At 62.7% G+C, this 16394-nt stretch carries 14 protein-coding genes; 6 read left to right on the top strand and 8 right to left on the bottom strand.

Annotation, left to right across the window (positions count from 1 at the left end):
* Positions 1-29 precede the first annotated feature (29 nt).
* Positions 30-587: a transcription elongation factor GreB gene (gene greB, locus JOD78_RS01250; protein ID WP_121039880.1), complete on the bottom strand. Its 558-nt coding sequence runs from the start codon at positions 585-587 to the stop codon at positions 30-32.
* A 192-nt stretch (positions 588-779) separates the two neighbouring features.
* On the opposite strand from greB, the gene JOD78_RS01245 reads away from it, so the two are divergent.
* Positions 780-1667 carry a methylglyoxal synthase gene (locus JOD78_RS01245; protein WP_121039877.1) on the top strand — a complete coding sequence of 296 codons (888 nt, stop codon included), beginning with the start codon at positions 780-782 and terminating at the stop codon, positions 1665-1667.
* A gap of 7 nt (positions 1668-1674) precedes the next feature.
* Positions 1675-2289, top strand: coding sequence for a hypothetical protein (locus tag JOD78_RS01240; protein WP_121039874.1), 615 nt, complete (start codon positions 1675-1677; stop codon positions 2287-2289).
* Between the two features lie 89 nt (positions 2290-2378).
* On the opposite strand, the gene JOD78_RS01235 is transcribed toward JOD78_RS01240, so the two are convergent.
* The 4 genes from JOD78_RS01235 to JOD78_RS01220 all read right to left on the bottom strand — a co-directional run bounded on the left by JOD78_RS01235 (position 2379) and on the right by JOD78_RS01220 (position 7082).
* Positions 2379-3737 carry an HDOD domain-containing protein gene (locus JOD78_RS01235; protein WP_121039872.1) on the bottom strand — a complete coding sequence of 453 codons (1359 nt, stop codon included), beginning with the start codon at positions 3735-3737 and terminating at the stop codon, positions 2379-2381.
* 151 nt (positions 3738-3888) lie between these two features.
* Positions 3889-4776: a 23S rRNA (adenine(2030)-N(6))-methyltransferase RlmJ gene (rlmJ, locus tag JOD78_RS01230; RefSeq protein ID WP_121039868.1), complete on the bottom strand. Its 888-nt coding sequence runs from the start codon at positions 4774-4776 to the stop codon at positions 3889-3891.
* A gap of 199 nt (positions 4777-4975) precedes the next feature.
* On the bottom strand, positions 4976-6712 hold the full coding sequence (locus JOD78_RS01225) for a ClcB-like voltage-gated chloride channel protein (RefSeq protein ID WP_121039865.1): 1737 nt from the start codon (positions 6710-6712) through the stop codon (positions 4976-4978).
* Positions 6705-7082 carry a LysR family transcriptional regulator gene (locus JOD78_RS01220; protein WP_121039862.1) on the bottom strand — a complete coding sequence of 126 codons (378 nt, stop codon included), beginning with the start codon at positions 7080-7082 and terminating at the stop codon, positions 6705-6707. The genes JOD78_RS01225 and JOD78_RS01220 overlap by 8 nt, the downstream gene beginning before the upstream one ends.
* 147 nt (positions 7083-7229) lie before the next feature.
* On the opposite strand from JOD78_RS01220, the gene modA reads away from it, so the two are divergent.
* The 3 genes from modA to JOD78_RS01205 are packed head-to-tail and all read left to right on the top strand — an operon-like array spanning position 7230 to position 9411.
* Positions 7230-8000: a molybdate ABC transporter substrate-binding protein gene (gene modA, locus JOD78_RS01215; RefSeq protein ID WP_134222236.1), complete on the top strand. Its 771-nt coding sequence runs from the start codon at positions 7230-7232 to the stop codon at positions 7998-8000.
* Positions 8001-8021: 21 nt separating this feature from the next.
* Complete coding sequence (gene modB, locus JOD78_RS01210) at positions 8022-8696, top strand: molybdate ABC transporter permease subunit (RefSeq protein WP_034333639.1); 675 nt, start codon at positions 8022-8024, stop codon at positions 8694-8696.
* Positions 8697-8742: 46 nt separating this feature from the next.
* Positions 8743-9411 carry an ATP-binding cassette domain-containing protein gene (locus JOD78_RS01205; RefSeq protein ID WP_209569088.1) on the top strand — a complete coding sequence of 223 codons (669 nt, stop codon included), beginning with the start codon at positions 8743-8745 and terminating at the stop codon, positions 9409-9411.
* A gap of 153 nt (positions 9412-9564) precedes the next feature.
* On the opposite strand, the gene aceA is transcribed toward JOD78_RS01205, so the two are convergent.
* Entirely contained in the window at positions 9565-10869 is a 1305-nt protein-coding gene (gene aceA, locus JOD78_RS01200) for an isocitrate lyase (protein WP_034333643.1), read from the bottom strand.
* A 494-nt stretch (positions 10870-11363) separates the two neighbouring features.
* Between aceA and JOD78_RS01195 the strand changes: the two genes are divergently transcribed.
* On the top strand, positions 11364-13595 hold the full coding sequence (locus JOD78_RS01195; protein WP_134135261.1) for an FUSC family membrane protein: 2232 nt from the start codon (positions 11364-11366) through the stop codon (positions 13593-13595).
* A gap of 75 nt (positions 13596-13670) precedes the next feature.
* On the opposite strand, the gene rraA is transcribed toward JOD78_RS01195, so the two are convergent.
* Positions 13671-14171 carry a ribonuclease E activity regulator RraA gene (gene rraA / locus JOD78_RS01190; RefSeq protein ID WP_121039851.1) on the bottom strand — a complete coding sequence of 167 codons (501 nt, stop codon included), beginning with the start codon at positions 14169-14171 and terminating at the stop codon, positions 13671-13673.
* A 49-nt stretch (positions 14172-14220) separates the two neighbouring features.
* Positions 14221-15969, bottom strand: coding sequence for a diguanylate cyclase (locus JOD78_RS01185; RefSeq protein WP_121039848.1), 1749 nt, complete (start codon positions 15967-15969; stop codon positions 14221-14223).
* Positions 15970-16394 lie beyond the last annotated feature (425 nt).

Here is a 16394-nt window from a genome sequence, read left to right as displayed (position 1 = left end):
CCGCCGTCAACAAGGGATAAGGACAAGCGCTACTGCGGTGCCGGATAGGTCACTTCGAGGATGGTCAGCTGCTCTACCCCCGACGGTGTCTGCAGCACTACTTCATCGCCCTCGCGGGCCTTGGTCAGCGCCCGCGCCACCGGCGAGATCCAGCTGATCAGTCCCTTGAGGGGATCGAGTTCATCGATGCCCACGATGGTGACGGTGTGCTCTTCGCCGCGCTGGTTTTCGTAGGTCACGGTCGCGCCGAAGAAGATCTGGTCACTGCCGTGGTGCACGGAAGGATCGACCACCTCGGCATTGTCCAGCCGCTTGGTCAGAAAGCGGATGCGGCGGTCGATCTCACGCAGGCGCTTCTTGCCGTAGAGGTAGTCGCCGTTTTCGGAACGGTCGCCGTTGGAGGCGGCCCAGGACACCACGCGCACCACTTCCGGACGCTCTTCATCGATCAGGTGCAGCAGTTCATCCTTGATGCGCTGATGCCCCTGCGGGGTCATGTAGTTCTTGCTGCCGGCGGGGATGGCCGGCAAGGCGATGTCATCATCGTCGTCGGCACCGTCGGATTCTTTAACAAAAGCCTTGTTCATGCTGGAGTGGGGTTGGTATGCAGGTTGACGCTTATTGTAGCCGCATGCGAGCGCCTGCAACGGTACAGTTGCGGCGATTAATGCGCGGGGCACCGTGCCGGGCTCGCCCTTTGGGGCGCACTCGGCGATAATCTGCACTCGCGCCTGCGCATGACGTCCATGCCAGGTTCCCCAACTCGCCTGCTCGCGCCCATGTCTTCCATCGCTCCCCGCTATCGCATCGGTCTCATTGCCAACCGCGCCCATCAGGACGCTTCGGATTCCGCCCTGGTCCAGCTGCTGACCGGTTCGCGCCATCGCATCGAAAGCCTGCAACCCGAACTGATCGTGGTCGGCCGCACGCTCGATGCCATCGGACAAATGAATCTTCTGCCTGGCTACGAGCATCTGGTGCGTTTTCCCTATGGTCGCCACGGCGGCCTGATGAAGCTGGTGTCGCGTACCGTGGACCCCGATCCCGCCCGCACCCTCGATGCGGTGATCTACCTGATCGATCCGGTCGACCCCTCGTCCACCTTCCCGGAAGCGGTGGCCCTGAAGCGCCAGTGCGTGATCCACGGCAAGCCCTTCCTCTCGACCCTGGCCGGTGCCCAGGAGTGGTTCGAGCTGGAAGCCCTGGCCAACGGAGCCGCGCCCGACAGTTTCCTGGACGACCGTTTCCATCTGAAGGACGAAGGCATCGCCCTGATCGCCCACGACGCCATGAAAACGCGCATGCTGGAGCTGGCCGAAAAGCATTTCGAGGTACTCGACCAATTTGCCTTCCGCTGTGCCACCGGCACCACCGGCGGCCTGCTCAACCAGCTGGCGGTGAAGATGAAAGGCGAAGCTGGCCGCAACTGGGTCAAGCCCTTCCTCTCCGGCCCCTTGGGCGGGGACGCCCAGATCGCCGAACTGATCCTGGAACGCCAGTGCCGCCGCGTGCTGTTCCTGGAAGACCCGCACGTGGCACGCCAGCACGAAGCCGACATCCAGTTGCTGGAGCGCGCCGCCCGCACCGTCACCGGCTATGCCTCCTGCATGAGCGACGTGAAATGGGGCGATCGCTGGCTCTCCCTCATCAAGGCGCGCGCCGTCTGATCGCTGGATGACTGACCCGACCTTGCCGCCGCGCCGGCCGCCCCGCTGGCGGCGACGGCTGCTGGCACCGCTGCTCTACACGGCAGCCCTGCTGCTGATGCTGGAAGAATGGCTGTGGGACGCCACCCAGGCGGTGCTGGCACGCATCCCCGAATGGCCCTGGCTGGTGCAATTGCAGCGCTGGGTGGAACGGCTCTCGCCCTACGCCGCCCTGCTGATCTTCCTGGCACCGACCCTGCTGCTGTTGCCGGTGAAGATTCTGGCGCTGATGTCCATCGCGCATGGCCACCCTACACTGGGCGTGATCATCGTGCTCACGGCCAAGGTGCTGGGCACGGCGCTGGTAGCGCGCATCTATGCGCTCACGCGGCGTAGCCTGCTGTCGCTGGAGTGGTTCCAGCGCTATCACACCCGGCTGCTGGACATCAAAGCCCGGCTCACCGCGCAACTGCAGGCCACGGCCGGCTGGCAGCAGGTGCAGCGTCTGCTCAAGGCGGTCAAGTCGGCCATTGGCGAGTTCAAGCGCAAGCTGGCCGCCCGCATCGTCACACGCCCCGGTGCGCCGTCCTCTCGCCTGTTGCGGCTGCTGCGCCGGCTGGTGGCCCGCATGCGGAGCAAATAGATTCATCTTGCTGATTTCAAAAATGAAAAGGGCTGCTAAAGCAGCCCTTACTTCATGAAGACACGCCCGCTCATGCGGCAGCGGCGCAATCAGTCATCGTCATCGTCGTCATCGATGTAGCCCTCCGGCGGCGGCGACATCTGCATCGTGGCCTGTTGGCCGATGTTGTTGTTGGCGATGCTGTTGCCCCATTCGAAGGCCTGCTTTTCGGCGGCAAAGAAATCGTCTGCAGACAGTTGCAGCTCTTCCAGCAGGCGCTGCATCTCCTCCTGATCGGGCGCGCGCAGCTCGGTGCACTCCACCAGGCGCAGCACGGTGCCATAGAAACCGGTGCGGCGCAGCAGCGCTTCGCGGATCTCGGTACTGACGGTGATCTGGCGCAGCACGGTTTCCATGCTCATGCCGAACAAGGCATCTACCAGAGACATGATGCCGACCGTGAAGGCCATCTCCGACATCTTGCGACGGCCGGGGCGAATCTTGGCCGTGATCAGTTCCAGCATCTTGCCGCGCGTGGCCGCCAGGATCATCAGCGGCGACATGGAATGGGCGCGATCCTTGTCGGTATTGGCAAACAGGAGGATCTGCAGCCAGCGCTTGAGCTGGCGGCGGCCCAGCACGATCAGCGCCTGGCCCAGCGAATCGATGAACTTCTGGAAACCGTAGACGGGCGTGTTGACCAGCCGCAGCAGCGTGAGCGACAGAGCCACGTCGCGCTTGATGTAACGCACGATCTCGGCGTTGTCGACATTGCGCACCAGGAGCGTGAGCAGATGCATGATGATCATCTTCGAGGCTTCCAGCTTCTTGCCTTGGAGGATCATCGGCTTGGCGAAGTAATAGCCCTGGAAATAATCGAAGCCAAACGTCATGCAGTCATTGAACACCTGCAGGCTCTCGACCTTCTCGGCCAGCAGTTCCTTTTGCGCCCGCTTGAAATGCACCGACAGCTTGAGCAGCTTGCTGGGATCGACTTCCATCACGTCGATCTTGATGATCTTCACCAGCGGCAGCAGCTCTTCGATCTCCTGCGACTCAGCCACCACATCGTCCAGCGCGAATACGTAACCGGCGGCCACGAGTTCACGCACCCGCGTCACCAGTTCGGGCGTGACGCGCACGGTTTCGAGGATTTCCAGCACCACCTTGTCGGCCGGCAGGAAATAGATGAAGTCGCTCATCAGCACGGCGGCATCGACATTGATGAAGCCGTGCAGGTTGCCGATCACGTTGGACAGCCCCAGCTCCGAAGCATGGGCAATCACGGCCGCCGTGGCCGTGACGTCATCCTTCACATTGGCCGGACCGAATGCGGCGCTGCGAAACAGCAGTTCATAGCCGATCAGATCCTGCTCGCGGCTCAGGATGGGCTGGCGCGCCAGGAAGAAATCCAGGGCCTGGTGCGCGGGAAGGGTCGAAGCGGTTGGGTCGGCTGACTGGTCTGACATGGTTGTTTTTCTACGGGCCCCTGGCGTTGCGATCAATCTTGACGTGCAGCAATCCGCTTATTGTATGCCGATTTGGCATTGTTTCAGCGACATCATGACTATTCCAAACGAAAAAAACTCACGAATATTCACAAGCCCGCATTCACGCGATTCAGTTTTCGCCGGATTCGAGCACGTACTCCGCGGTGTCATCCACACCCAGCACCTCGATCAGGTAGGGCATGACTTCCTTCAACTGGGCTTCCAGCGTCCAGGGCGGATTGAGGATGAACATGCCGCTGTTGTGCAGACCAAAACCATCGGGCGCAGGGCCATGGATGGCCAGCGTGACGTTGAGCCAGCTCTTGGCGCCCAGGCGCTTGAGTCGTTCAGGCAGCTGGCGCGATTCGTTGCGCTGCAGGACCGGATACCACACCGCATACGTGCCGGTCGGGAAACGCGTGAGCGCATCGGCCAGCACCTGGGCCACGTGGGTGTAATCGCGCTTGTCTTCATAGGGCGGATCGATCAGCACCAGGCCGCGGCGCGACGGCGGCGGCAGCAAGGCCTTCAGGCCCTGGAAACCATCGCCCCGGTACACCATCACCCGCTTGCCGCGTGCAGCCGGGCGCTGGCCTTGGGCGGCGGCGTGGGCCTCGAGCTTGCGGAAATTGTCTTCCAGCACCTTCACCTCGCTGGGGTGCATTTCGAACAGGCGCAGGCGGTCCTGCTCGCGCATGGTCTTTTCGGCGCAGTAGGGAGAGCCGGGGTAGTAACGCATCTTGCCGCTGGGATTGAGCGACCTGACCAGATCGACATATTCCTTCACCATCGCCGGCAGGTCCTTGCGGTCCCACAGCTTGGCGATGCCGGTTTCATATTCGGCGTTCTTGCTGGCGTAATCTCCATCCAGCGCATAGACGCCTGCGCCGGCATGGGTGTCGATGACCATGTAGGCAGGGTCTTTCTGCCCGAGATAGCGCATCAACTGGATGATCACCATGTGCTTCAGGACATCGGCGTGGTTGCCGGCGTGGAAAGCGTGGCGATAACTCAGCATGGAAAATTCACTTCTAGGATGGGGGTTGAAATCGGGTGACGCATCGGCTCGAACGAGTTCTGCGCCACGGCCACCGTTGAGGTGGAACGTTTCGCATTTTATCAAGGATAAGTGAGCAGTTGTCGGACAGCTCCGCCATTGTTACAAACAACGGCGCTGCCAACGGCGGCGACAAGCGAGTCTCCCGCCTTCCCTGCCCTCAGTTTCCGGCGCGATCCAGGCGGAAATAGGCATCCAGCAGCGATGTCTTGAAGACCACCCCCAACAGGCGCGGGTCTTCCGCGCTGGCGATGACGGGCAGGCGCTCCCCCTGGTGATCGAGGAACAGCTGCAGCGCCTCGCCCAGGGACATGTCGGGCGTGACTTCATGCAGGAAGTGCGGCCGCAGAAAGTCCCGGGCGACCCGGCCTGCAGGTTCCTTCTTGTCCAGCAGCCAGGAGGTGATGTCCTGCAAGGCCACCACGCCCAGGTAGCGCTCATGGGCATCGACGATGTAGACGTACTTGACCGGGTATCTGAGGAACAGCGCGCTGACCTCTTCCAGGCTGGCTGTCTCGCTGAGCACCGTATCGGCCGGGCGGATCAGGTCACTCATGTGGGTGCCGCGCAGGCGCAGCCGCTCTTCGTTGTCGCGATGGCGTTTGAGGGTGATCTCGTACATGGATCGCCCGTCCGTGCTGCGCGCCACCACATAGGCCACCACGCAGGACAGCATCAGCGGCAGCACCACCTGATAGCTCAAGGTCATCTCGAAAATCATCAGGATCGCCATCAGCGGCGCATAGGACGCAGCCGCCAGGAAGGCCCCCATGCCCACCATGGCGTAGGCGAAGGGCTGCGACATGTGGAACGGCAGCAAGGCCTGCGCGGTATCCCCGAACAGGTAACCCACCGCCGCGCCGACGAACAGCGTTGGCGTGAAGATACCGCCCACCGCCCCTGACCCGACGGTAATGGCGGTGGCCAGCACCTTGATGACCAGCACCATCAGCACCGCCTGCCACAGCCAGGTGGTATGCAGCAGCGAATTGACCAGGCTGTAGCCATTGCCCCAGACCTCGGGCACTTCGATGGAGATCAGCCCGACCAGCAGCCCGCCCACGCCCAGGCGCACCGGCAGCGGCAACTTGAACTTGCCGAAACCCTGCTTGCCCAGTTCCAGCACTCGCAGGAACTGCGGTGCCAGGATCCCGGCCAGCACCCCAAGCACCAGAAACAGCAGCACTTCCCAGCCGCCGATCTCGGGGAAATACGGCATCTCGTATGCGGCGCGATAACCCGGCAGCTCGCGCATGGTGATGTTGGCCACCACCGAGGCCACCACCACCGGACCAAAGCTCTCCATCACCAGCGAACCGAGGACAATCTCGGTAATGAAGAAAGCGCCCGCAATGGGCGCGTTGTAGGCCGACGTGATGCCGGCTGCGGCCCCGCAGGCCACCAGCAGCCGCAGGCGAGATGAAGGAAAATGCGAAAACTTGCCCACCAGCGAGGCGCACAGTGCCGAGAGCTGCACCATCGGCCCCTCGCGGCCAATGGAACCGCCCGAGGCAATCGAGGCCAGCGAAGAGATGCTGCGCAAGAGTGTATTGCGCACCGGAATGGCCCCATCGCCGATGGCCACCGCTTCCATGTAGTCGCCGCCATTGCCGGCGGGGGTGCGCTTGGCCCATACCAGGAACAGGCCGGCAATCACGCCGCCGCAGGTCGGCAGCAGTACCCGCACCGGCCAGGACAGCCCCTTGGCGATATCGACGAAGCTGCCATCATGCCCGGTCAGCCAGATCTGCAGCAGCGCGATGCATTCACGGAAAGCGATCGTGGCCAGCGCCCCGACGAAGCCGGCCAGCGCGCCCCACAGCAGCATCGAATGATTTTCGGAAACGCGGCAGGCATTGAGGACGCGCAGCCGGTACTTGATCCACAGCTCATGCATGGTCGTCTTCGCCCTCCGGCTGGACGGCGCTCATCAAGCCCTGCAGATGCCTGAGATCGGCGGCGATACTGGCCGCCGCCTTTTTCTGCATGCGTCGATAGCGCGCCAGCACTTCCTGCCCCAGCTCAGTGACGGCCGCCCCGCCCCCGCGTGCGCCGCCCGTGGCGGTCGCCACCAGCGGGCTGGCGAAGCAGCGGTTCATCTCCTCCACCAGCAGCCAGGCGCGGCGATAGGACATCTCCATCTCGCGCGCCGCACCGGAAATCGATCCGGTCCGTGCAATCGCCTGCAGCAGGTCGGCCTTCCCCGGGCCGAAGGCGATGGTCTCGCCTTGCATCACGCGCACTCGTAGGGTCTTGGAATCATTCATGCGCGTGATTGTACTAGTGGGCAGTCGGCTGCGGCCAGGCGACTGCACGCAATTGACGTTCGTTATATCCTTGCGTATATTTCGCCGACCTGCCGCGCTTGCGCTTTTTTGCCTTTTTCTTCATTTGTCACGACCAAGGACTGCACGATGCTAAAGACCGCCCGCCTGAAAGCCGCTCTGGGTGCGGCTTGTGCCGCTACGCTGCTATTGGCCACTACCAGCGCGCAGGCCACCGACCTGGTGGTGTCGGCCGCCGCCAGCCTCACCAATGCCTTCAAGGAACTGGCCCAAAGCTTCGAACAGCAGCATCCGGGTGTGAAGGTCATTACCAACTTCGGCGCCTCTGACATCCTCATGCAACAGATCGTGCGCGGTGCCCCGGCCGATGTCTTCGCCTCGGCTGACCAGACCGCCATGGATAAAGCCGCCGCCGAAAAAGCCGTCGATTCCTCTACCCGCAAGAATTTTGCCGCCAACCAGATCGTGGTGATCGTGCCGCATGACGCCAGAGTGCAACCGGCGACGCTGGCGGACCTCACCGGCGCAGGCTACCAGCGCATCGCGCTGGGCAATCCGGCCTCTGTCCCCTTCGGCCGCTACACCAAGGCCGCACTGGAGCAGGCCGGACTGTGGGCGCAAGTGCAGGCCAAGGGCGTGATGGCCGAGAACGTGCGCACCAGCCTGGATTACGTGGCACGCGGCGAAGTCGATGCCGGCTTCGTCTTTGCCACCGATGCTGCGGTGATGCCGGAGAAGGTCAAGGTTGCCCTGCGCATCCCCTCCACTACTCCGGCCACTTATCCCATCGCGGTGACTGCCGGTACCCGGCAGCCGGCACTGGCCGCGCAGTTCGTGGCGCACGTACTGTCGGCCAGCGGGCAGGCGGTGCTGGCGCGCTATGGCTTCCAGAAGCCCTGATCGCTTGACACGGCGCGCCTGATGCATCCGGTCTGGACTCCCCTGCTGCTCTCGCTCAAGGTCGCGGGACTGGCGACCTTGCTCAACCTGGTGCTGGGCGTGGCCGCCGCCTGGGGACTCTCGCGCTGGCGCTCGCCGCTGCGCGATTTCATCGATTCGATCCTGACCCTGCCACTGGTACTGCCGCCGACCGTGCTGGGCTATTACCTGCTGGTGCTGTTCGGCCGGCGCGGCACCTTCGGGGCCTGGCTGGAGAGCCTGGGCATCCAGTTGGTCTTCACCTGGCAGGGGGCAGTGCTGGCGTCCACCGTGGTGGCCTTTCCGCTGGTGCTCAAGGCGGCGCGGGCGGCCTTCGAGAGCGTGGATCATCAACTGGAAGATGCCGCCCGCGTGCTGGGCGTGTCCGAAGCCGGGGTGTTCTTCCGGGTCAGCCTGCCCCTGGCCACGCGCGGGATCACGGCCGGGGTGCTGCTGGCCTTTGCACGCGCCCTGGGCGAATTCGGTGCCACCCTGATGGTGGCCGGCAACCTGCCGGGACGCACGCAAACCCTGTCGGTGGCCATCTACGAAGCCGTGCAGGCGGGGGACGATGGGGCCGCTACCTTCCTGGTCGTGGTGACCTCGATCACCTGCATCGTGCTGTTGATGGTGGCCGGGCGCCTGATGCCGGACCGCGCACAGCTGCCGCTCCGGTAAGATTGCTTCACTTTCCCCTCCTGCCATCTGACACCTGAACGATCACGTGAGCGTCGACCTTCACCTTCAGAAAGAGCTGCGCGCTGCCGATCGCGTCTTTTCGCTCGACATCACGCTGGCCTCCGACAGCCAGCGCATCGTGCTCTATGGCCCTTCGGGTTCGGGCAAGAGCCTCACCCTCAAGGCCATCGCCGGTTTGATGCGTCCTGACAGCGGCCACATCCGCATCCAGGGCCGCACGCTCTTCGACAGCGCGCAAGGCATCGATGTGCGCGTACAGGAGCGCAACGTCGCCTACCTGTTCCAGGATTACGCCCTCTTCCCGCATCTGACGGTGGCGCAGAACATCGCCTTCGGTCTGGCACGCGGCAGCATCAACCTGCGCCGCCCCGCCGAGCATCCGGCCGTGCGCCAGTGGTTGCAGGCCTTTGAACTGGACGCCATCGCCCACAGCCGCCCGGCGCAGATTTCCGGCGGCCAGCGGCAGCGGGTGGCGCTGGCGCGCGCGCTGGTGGCCGAACCCGACATGCTCTTACTGGATGAACCCTTCTCCGCACTGGACCTGTCGCTGCGCCAGCGCATGCGCAGCGAGCTGGCCGAGTTGCAAAGCCGTCTGCAGGTGCCGATGCTGCTCATCACCCATGACCCGGCCGATGTGGAAGCGCTGGGGCAGACCGTGTTCGAACTGCGCGACGGCCGCCTGCATCATCCCTGATCCTGGCCGCCTGATTTCCGGGAGACGGTCGAAAAAAAACCGCACTCTTGTGGAGTGCGGCATCAAGTTCGGGGATCTCCCCGCCGGCCCGCGCAAGGATGCGGGCCGGCGTTACATCACACACATTCACTCAAACTTCGGCATCGTCTTGGCTCAGGCGGCCTTCTTGGCCTTGTCATCGAAGAATTGTTCATCTTCGGTCGAACCGTGCAGGGCCGTGGTCGACGACTGGCCTTGCTGGATAGCCTGGGTCACGGCGTCGAAGTAGCCGGTGCCGACTTCGCGCTGGTGCTTGACCGCCGTGAAGCCCTTGGAGGCGGCGGCGAATTCGGCTTCCTGCAGTTCCACGAAGGCCGACATCTGGTTGCGGGCATAGCCGTGCGCCAGGTTGAACATCGAGTAGTTCAGCGCATGGAAACCGGCCAGCGTGATGAACTGGAACTTGTAGCCCATGGCACCCAGTTCACGCTGGAACTTGGCGATGGTGGCGTCGTCCAGGTTCTTCTTCCAGTTGAAGGACGGCGAGCAGTTGTAGGCCAGCAGCTTGCCCGGGAACTTGGCGTGAATGGCTTCGGCGAAGGTCTTGGCAAAGGCCAGGTCGGGCTTGCCGGTTTCGCACCAGACCATGTCCGCATACTCCGCGTAGGCCAGGCCACGCGAGATCGCCTGGTCGATGCCCGGATGGGTCTTGAAGAAGCCTTCCACGGTGCGCTCGCCCGACAGGAAGGGCTTGTCGTTGGCATCCACGTCGGAAGTCAGCAGGTCGGCGGCTTCGGCATCGGTACGGGCGATCACCAGGGTCTTGGTGCCCATGACGTCGGCAGCCAGGCGAGCGGCGTTGAGCTTTTCACAGGCTTCGCGGGTCGGCACCAGCACCTTGCCACCCATGTGGCCGCACTTCTTGACCGAGGCCAGCTGGTCTTCGAAGTGAACGCCGGCCGCACCGGCTTCGATCATCGACTTCATCAGTTCGAAGGCATTCAGGACGCCACCGAAACCGGCTTCGGCATCGGCCACGATGGGCGCGAAGAAGTCGATGTCGTCACGGCCTTCGGACCACTGGATCTGGTCGGCACGGGCGAAGGTGTTGTTGATGCGCTTGACCACCATCGGCACCGAGTTGGCCGGGTACAGCGACTGGTCGGGATACATTTCACCGGCCAGGTTGGCGTCGCCGGCAACTTGCCAGCCGGACAGGTAGATCGCCTTCAGGCCGGCCTTCACCTGCTGCATGGCCTGGTTGCCGGTCAGCGCGCCCAGGGCGTTGACGAAGGGTTCGTTGTGGACCAGGTTCCAGAGCTTGTCAGCACCACGCTTGGCCAGGGTGTGCTCGATTTGCAGCGAGCCGCGCAGGCGGACCACGTCGGCGGCGCTGTAGTTGCGCTTGATGCCCTTCCAGCGGGGGTTCTCTGCCCAGTCGCGTTCCAGGGCCTGGATTTGCTGTTCACGTGTGCTCATGTGGATCTCCTTGTTGGTCAATATGAAGTGGCTTGAAACCGGATGAAATCGTTGATTCCATGACTTCATAGTAGGCCTGGCGGAGCGGAGCAACAATGTCTTATATAAGATATCTGTAAAATTTTTATACCAATATAATCATGTACTTACGCGCTCTATTTTGCGATACGAAACGAAAATCCGGAGAATGAAAAGGAATTTTGATGCAGCGCACTCGTACTTTTCACCATACGAAATGGCGATTTCGTATCGTAAAAAAAGCACGGAAATGAAACCTCTTGCACGCTCATCGTTCATATCACCGCGATCGTTGATGACGTTTTTGACCGATCCAGGCCGCACTGGCGTCCGAAGATCCGTTTTTTCCTTCATCTATCGACTCGTCAAACTGTCTTCCACGACCCAAGGCGCTCGGGTTGTCTAATTGCAAAAGAAGGCAGAGAATAAGCGCCTAACTCATTCCAAAGCGGTGATGCAACGCCGCCCCTGTCTACATGCATTACGCCCTGGACATTCGCACCTTCCTCTTCAGTCATTATTTCTATACAGGTGTGCGGATCGCGATCGGGGTAGTCGGCCTGACCCTGCTGGTGTTCAACGTGGCCGACATGCCGACCACGATGACGGTCTTCCTGGGGGCACTCTGTACCAGCCTGATGGACCTGCCCAGCCCCCTGCGCCACAAGTTCAACGAGATGCTGGCCGGGGTGCTGCTCTGTACGGTGGTGATGCTGGTCATCAGCCTCTGTGCGCCGGTGCCGTGGCTGGTGAGCGCGATGATGGTAGTGGTGAGCTTCTTCGCCAGCATGATGGTAGTCTACGGCAAGAAGACCATGCCGCTGCAGTTCGCTGCGCTCATGGTGATGACGCTGTCGATGGAGAACCAGGTCCCCATTGCCGACGCCTTCCTGCATGCGGGCCTGTTCCTGGGCGGCGGTCTGGGCTATCTGGCTTATTCGATGACGGTATCGTGGTTCCTGCGCCGCCGCATCAAGCAGCAGGTGCTGGCCGAGGCGCTGTTCGAGCTGGCACGCTACCTGCGCATCAAGGCCGACTTCTATGACGTCAGGCATGACCTGGCCAGCCAGTTCAACCAGCTGGTTCGCCAGCAGATCGTGGTGGCCGACAAGCAGCAGGCCTCGCGCGACCTGATCCTGCGCGACCTGCATACCAAGCAGGATGGCCTGCTGGTGCAGGTGCACCTGTCGATGCTGGAACTGTATGAACAGGTGCTCTCCACCCACGCCGACTATGCCCTCCTGCGCCAGCACTTCGGCGAGTCCGACGTGATGATCTTCCTGCGCGACCTGGCCACCAAGGCGGCCCAGGACATCGAATCGATCGCCTATGCGATTACCCGCAAGAAGGCCTCCGAACCCAGCGTGAACTACAAGGCCGAGCTGCGCGCGGTGCAGTTCGAGATGCAGGAACTGGCACAGCCCGGTCCGCGCCAGGCCTCGCAGGAAGCGCTCACGCTGCTGCGCGTGACCTACAACAAGATCCGCGACATCATCGAATTCATCGGCCAGGTGCACCAGGCCACGCAGAACCCGGTCGATCCGCTGCCCATTCTGCCGGGCTCGGACATGACGCCCTTCCTGACCCAGCAGAAATTCAAGTTCAACATGCTGCTGGTGAACCTGCGCTGGCAGTCGCCGATCTTCCGCTTCGCCATCCGGGTGGCGCTGGCCGTGACCACCGGCCTGTGGATTGCCGGGCTGCTGCCCTACATGGCGCATGGCTACTGGATCGTGCTGACCATCGTCATCATCCTCAAGCCCAATTTCAGCGCCACCAAGCAGCGCATGGCGGACCGCCTGATCGGCACCGTGATCGGCTGCCTGATCACCATGCTGATCCTGCGCTTCGTGCACAACCCGCTGGGCCAGTTGGCGGTGCTGTTCGCCGCCAGCGTGGCGGCTCCCGCCTTCACCTACATCAAGTACCGCTACACGGCCATTGCGGCTTCGGTGCAGATCCTGATGCTGCTCAACCTGCTGGTACCGGCCGGTCACCAGGGCGTGATCGGCGAGCGGCTCATCGATACCCTCATCGGCGTGGTCATCGCCACCGTCTTCAGCTACGTGCTGCCAGCCTGGGAGTACCGCGACCTGCCCAAACTGCTGCGCAACGTGCTCAAGTCCAGCCAGCGCTATCTGACGGCCAGCCGCGATCTGCTGGAGGGCAAGGTCAAGGATGATTTCTTTTACCGGGTTTGCCGCAAGGGTTTCATGGACAGCCTGGCCGCGCTCATCTCGGCGCTGGTACGGATGATGGATGAACCGGCCACCAAGCAGCGCGCGGTGCGCGAGCTGAACCGCTTCATCGTGCAGAACTATCTGGTGGCGGCCCACATTGCTGCCCTGCGCCTGATGCTGCGGCGGCATCAGGAAAACATGCCCCAAAGCGCAGTGGCCAGGCTGATCGAGGAGACCTATCTGGAAGCCAGCCAGCACCTGGCCGAAGCCCAGCGCCTGCTGGCCCCCAAGCCAAGAAAGCGTGGCGGTGCCGTGGTGGTGTCACCCGACGCAGCCGAGGACAAGGCCCTGTCCGGCAAGATCGAACTGATCGGCCCGGTCACGCCGGAGCCGGTACCGGCCGAGGCCAGCGCCTGGTCGGGCTGGGACAACCTGCGCCGCCGGACCAGCCTGCTGAATCAGGACTTGAAGGAAATTGTCAGCCAGACCGAGGCCATCGACCGGGTACTGCGCAAAACCCCGGACTGAGCGGCTTTGCGGGCTCAAACAAAAGCCCGCACGCGGCGGGCTTGAGAGCTTGCAACAGAAGGTGAAGGAAAACGCTCAAAGCCGGGTACGCGACACCAGCACCCCATCCACATCGGCATAGATCCAGTCGCCCGGGTGCACCGCCACGCCGGCAATGCCGACCTTGATGTCGGCATCCCCTGCCCCCTTGCGGAAGCTGCGCTGCGGATGGGTAGCAAGCGCCCGGATGCCGACCTCGCAGGCATTGAGTTCAGCCGCATCGCGCACGCAGCCATTGACCAGGATGCCGGCCCAGCCATTGTCCTGCGCCAGCTGTGCCAGATTGCCGCCGACCAGGGCGCAACGCAGGCTGCCGCCGCCGTCGACTACCAGTACGTCGCCATTGCCCGGGGTTTCCAGGGCCTTGCGCACCAGCACGTTGTCCTCGAAGACCTTGAGCGTACGCGCCGGACCGGCGAAGACCTGCTTGCGGCCGAAGGAGGCAAAGATGGGCGGCAGCACGTGCAGCGTGCCGGCGGTCAGCTTGTCTTCGTTGGCGTCGCACAGGTCACAGGTGGCAAAGCTGGCAAGGGTCATGGGATTCTCCGGGCGTTCGATGGTGGGTCTGGGGACACCTGAACGCAAATCACACTGACAAGATGCGATGCAGGCGCTTCTGGTCGAACATACGTGAATCGGCGACCCGCAGCAAGGTTTCGACATCCAGCCCGTCGTCCGGATAGAGCGACACGCCGACCGACGCATCGACCGTATAGTCCTGGCCATCCCGCCCTGCGATGGGCTTGTTGACGGCGTGCCGGATCTTGTCGGCGATGCTGCGGGCCACGTCCATCTCGGTCACGCCATGCAGGTAGACCACGAACTCGTCGCCGCCGAAGCGTGCCACCGAATCATCATGGCGCAAGCTGTGCTGCAAGCGCTCGGCGATGGCAATGAGGACCTTGTCGCCCTCGTCATGCCCGTATTCATCATTGACTGCCTTGAACCGGTCGAGATCGATGAAGAGCAAGGCAAAGTGCAGCGGCACGGCCTGCGAACTGTTGCGGCGGCGGAAATCGATCTGCGCGATCAGCGAATCGCGATTGAGGACATTGGTGAGCCGGTCGGTGCGCAGGTTGCGCTCCATCTCCACGAAGCTTTGCGCGAGCTGGCCGATTTCGTCATTGCGGTCGATGTTGAGGGCCGGGAACGGGCTGCCGTTGCCGATACTCTTGGCGGCCAGGGTCAGCTTGCGGATATCGCGCAGCACCCAGCGCAGCAGCAGGAAACCGATCACGAAGGTCAGGCAGACCGCCATCAGGCCCAGCGTCAGCGTCTGGTAGACGCCGCTGGTGACCGACCCCAGGAAGTCCGAGCGCGGTGCCGCGCTGATGGACAGCCAGGCCAGTCCGGCGCGATCACGGTAAAGGCGGAACGCCACTTCGATCTTGCTTCCCTCACTGCGCGATCCCAGCAGGATCAGCTTGTCCGGCTCGGGCGGATGCGTACCCAGGTAACGCTGCACTTCCTCGAAAGCCTGCCGCACCAGCGGCGACTTGCTCTGTCCGGCATTGAGCCGCAGCGGTTCGCCACCGTTCTCGCCGGCCTGGTAGATGGGTTCATCGAGGGAGGTGGCGACCATGTCCCCCTTCATCTCCGTGACGAAGGCCACGCCCTGGGCGCTCAGAGGCACCTGGCGCAGCAGATCGGTCAGCTGCTGCAATCCGATGCTGCTGTTGGCCACACCGAGCAGGCTGCCATCCTCGGCGAAGATCGGCTTGGACAGGTTGATGCCGACGATGGCCTTGTTGCGGTAGTCGACATAGACCGGTGACCAGGTCTCCCGGCCCTGCTGCACGGCCTGCAGGTACCAGGGCCGCTTGCGCGGTTCGTAGTCCTGTACGGCGGTCAGTTTCATCTCGGTCCCGGGACCGCGCAGGTAGTAGACGAAATTCTTCTGTCCCGGCTCGCGCACGCTGTACATGAAGACCTGCGGCTGCTCCTGCTTGATTCCCAGGAAACTGCCATCGGCACCGCCGAAATAGACGTAGCTGGGCTCATCGAAGAGCGAATTGGCCAGCCACAGCCGGTCTTCCAGCTCCTTGCGGCTTTTGGGGAAAGGCAGCGCAGCGGGTGCTTGCCCGGCCTCGGCCGGCGGCACCGGCGGCGGCGCAATGACGTTGAGGGTTTCGCGGGCCCCCATGGTCTGGCGCGTGATGGCCTGGCTGACGCGGCCCATCACTTCGGTCAGGGCATTGCGCGCCAGCACCTCGGTGGCATCGTCGCCCGCCCGGTACAGGAACCAGCCGATGGTCAGCATCAGGCAGACCATCAAAAAGATGAACGGCAAGATGAACAGCCGCTGCAAGGACGATCGCTTCAGAATCGCCCCCATACGCCCCTGCTGCTGACGTGACCCCAAATGACGGATATGACCATGAATTCCTTGCTGCCAGCATCGCAAACCGGCCCGGCCATTGCCGCGCTGGCTTGCTCCTTTTATCGATGGCGCACCGGTCTTGTCTGTTCAGGCGCGTCCCCCTTGTAGTGAAGTAAATATCACATTCCCCCTCGCTTGGGGAGGGTTTTTTTGCGATGCGGCGTAATAAAGCACGCTCGTCAACCTCGCCAAGAGCCGCACTGGGCGTGGAGAAGTGCCATTTCGCCAATTATTGTAAATGTATTACAACTTTTACGGACACCTGTGCAAGCCAGGCCGCCCTGCTTGCGCTTTTGCTGGCGCAAATTCATGAAAAAACGGCGGGACATGAACACATGTCCCGCCGCTTGTCAGCCCTGAATACCAGGACCTTCACTTTC

Origin of the sequence: Herbaspirillum sp. 1130 (genome assembly GCF_017833835.1) — a bacterium.
Classification (GTDB): domain Bacteria; phylum Pseudomonadota; class Gammaproteobacteria; order Burkholderiales; family Burkholderiaceae_D; genus Herbaspirillum; species Herbaspirillum huttiense.
This window is presented reverse-complemented; position numbering and strand designations above follow the sequence as displayed.

Excerpts from the sequence above, each read along its gene's own strand:
- greB (WP_121039880.1), bottom strand. The coding sequence starts at position 587 with ATGAACAAGGCTTTTGTTAAAGAATCCGACGGTGCCGACGACGATGAT.
- JOD78_RS01245 (WP_121039877.1), top strand. The coding sequence starts at position 780 with ATGTCTTCCATCGCTCCCCGCTATCGCATCGGTCTCATTGCCAACCGC.
- JOD78_RS01240 (WP_121039874.1), top strand. The coding sequence starts at position 1,675 with ATGACTGACCCGACCTTGCCGCCGCGCCGGCCGCCCCGCTGGCGGCGA.
- JOD78_RS01235 (WP_121039872.1), bottom strand. The coding sequence starts at position 3,737 with ATGTCAGACCAGTCAGCCGACCCAACCGCTTCGACCCTTCCCGCGCAC.
- rlmJ (WP_121039868.1), bottom strand. The coding sequence starts at position 4,776 with ATGCTGAGTTATCGCCACGCTTTCCACGCCGGCAACCACGCCGATGTC.
- JOD78_RS01225 (WP_121039865.1), bottom strand. The coding sequence starts at position 6,712 with ATGCATGAGCTGTGGATCAAGTACCGGCTGCGCGTCCTCAATGCCTGC.
- JOD78_RS01220 (WP_121039862.1), bottom strand. The coding sequence starts at position 7,082 with ATGAATGATTCCAAGACCCTACGAGTGCGCGTGATGCAAGGCGAGACC.
- modA (WP_134222236.1), top strand. The coding sequence starts at position 7,230 with ATGCTAAAGACCGCCCGCCTGAAAGCCGCTCTGGGTGCGGCTTGTGCC.
- modB (WP_034333639.1), top strand. The coding sequence starts at position 8,022 with ATGCATCCGGTCTGGACTCCCCTGCTGCTCTCGCTCAAGGTCGCGGGA.
- aceA (WP_034333643.1), bottom strand. The coding sequence starts at position 10,869 with ATGAGCACACGTGAACAGCAAATCCAGGCCCTGGAACGCGACTGGGCA.
- JOD78_RS01195 (WP_134135261.1), top strand. The coding sequence starts at position 11,364 with ATGCATTACGCCCTGGACATTCGCACCTTCCTCTTCAGTCATTATTTC.
- rraA (WP_121039851.1), bottom strand. The coding sequence starts at position 14,171 with ATGACCCTTGCCAGCTTTGCCACCTGTGACCTGTGCGACGCCAACGAA.
- JOD78_RS01185 (WP_121039848.1), bottom strand. The coding sequence starts at position 15,969 with ATGGGGGCGATTCTGAAGCGATCGTCCTTGCAGCGGCTGTTCATCTTG.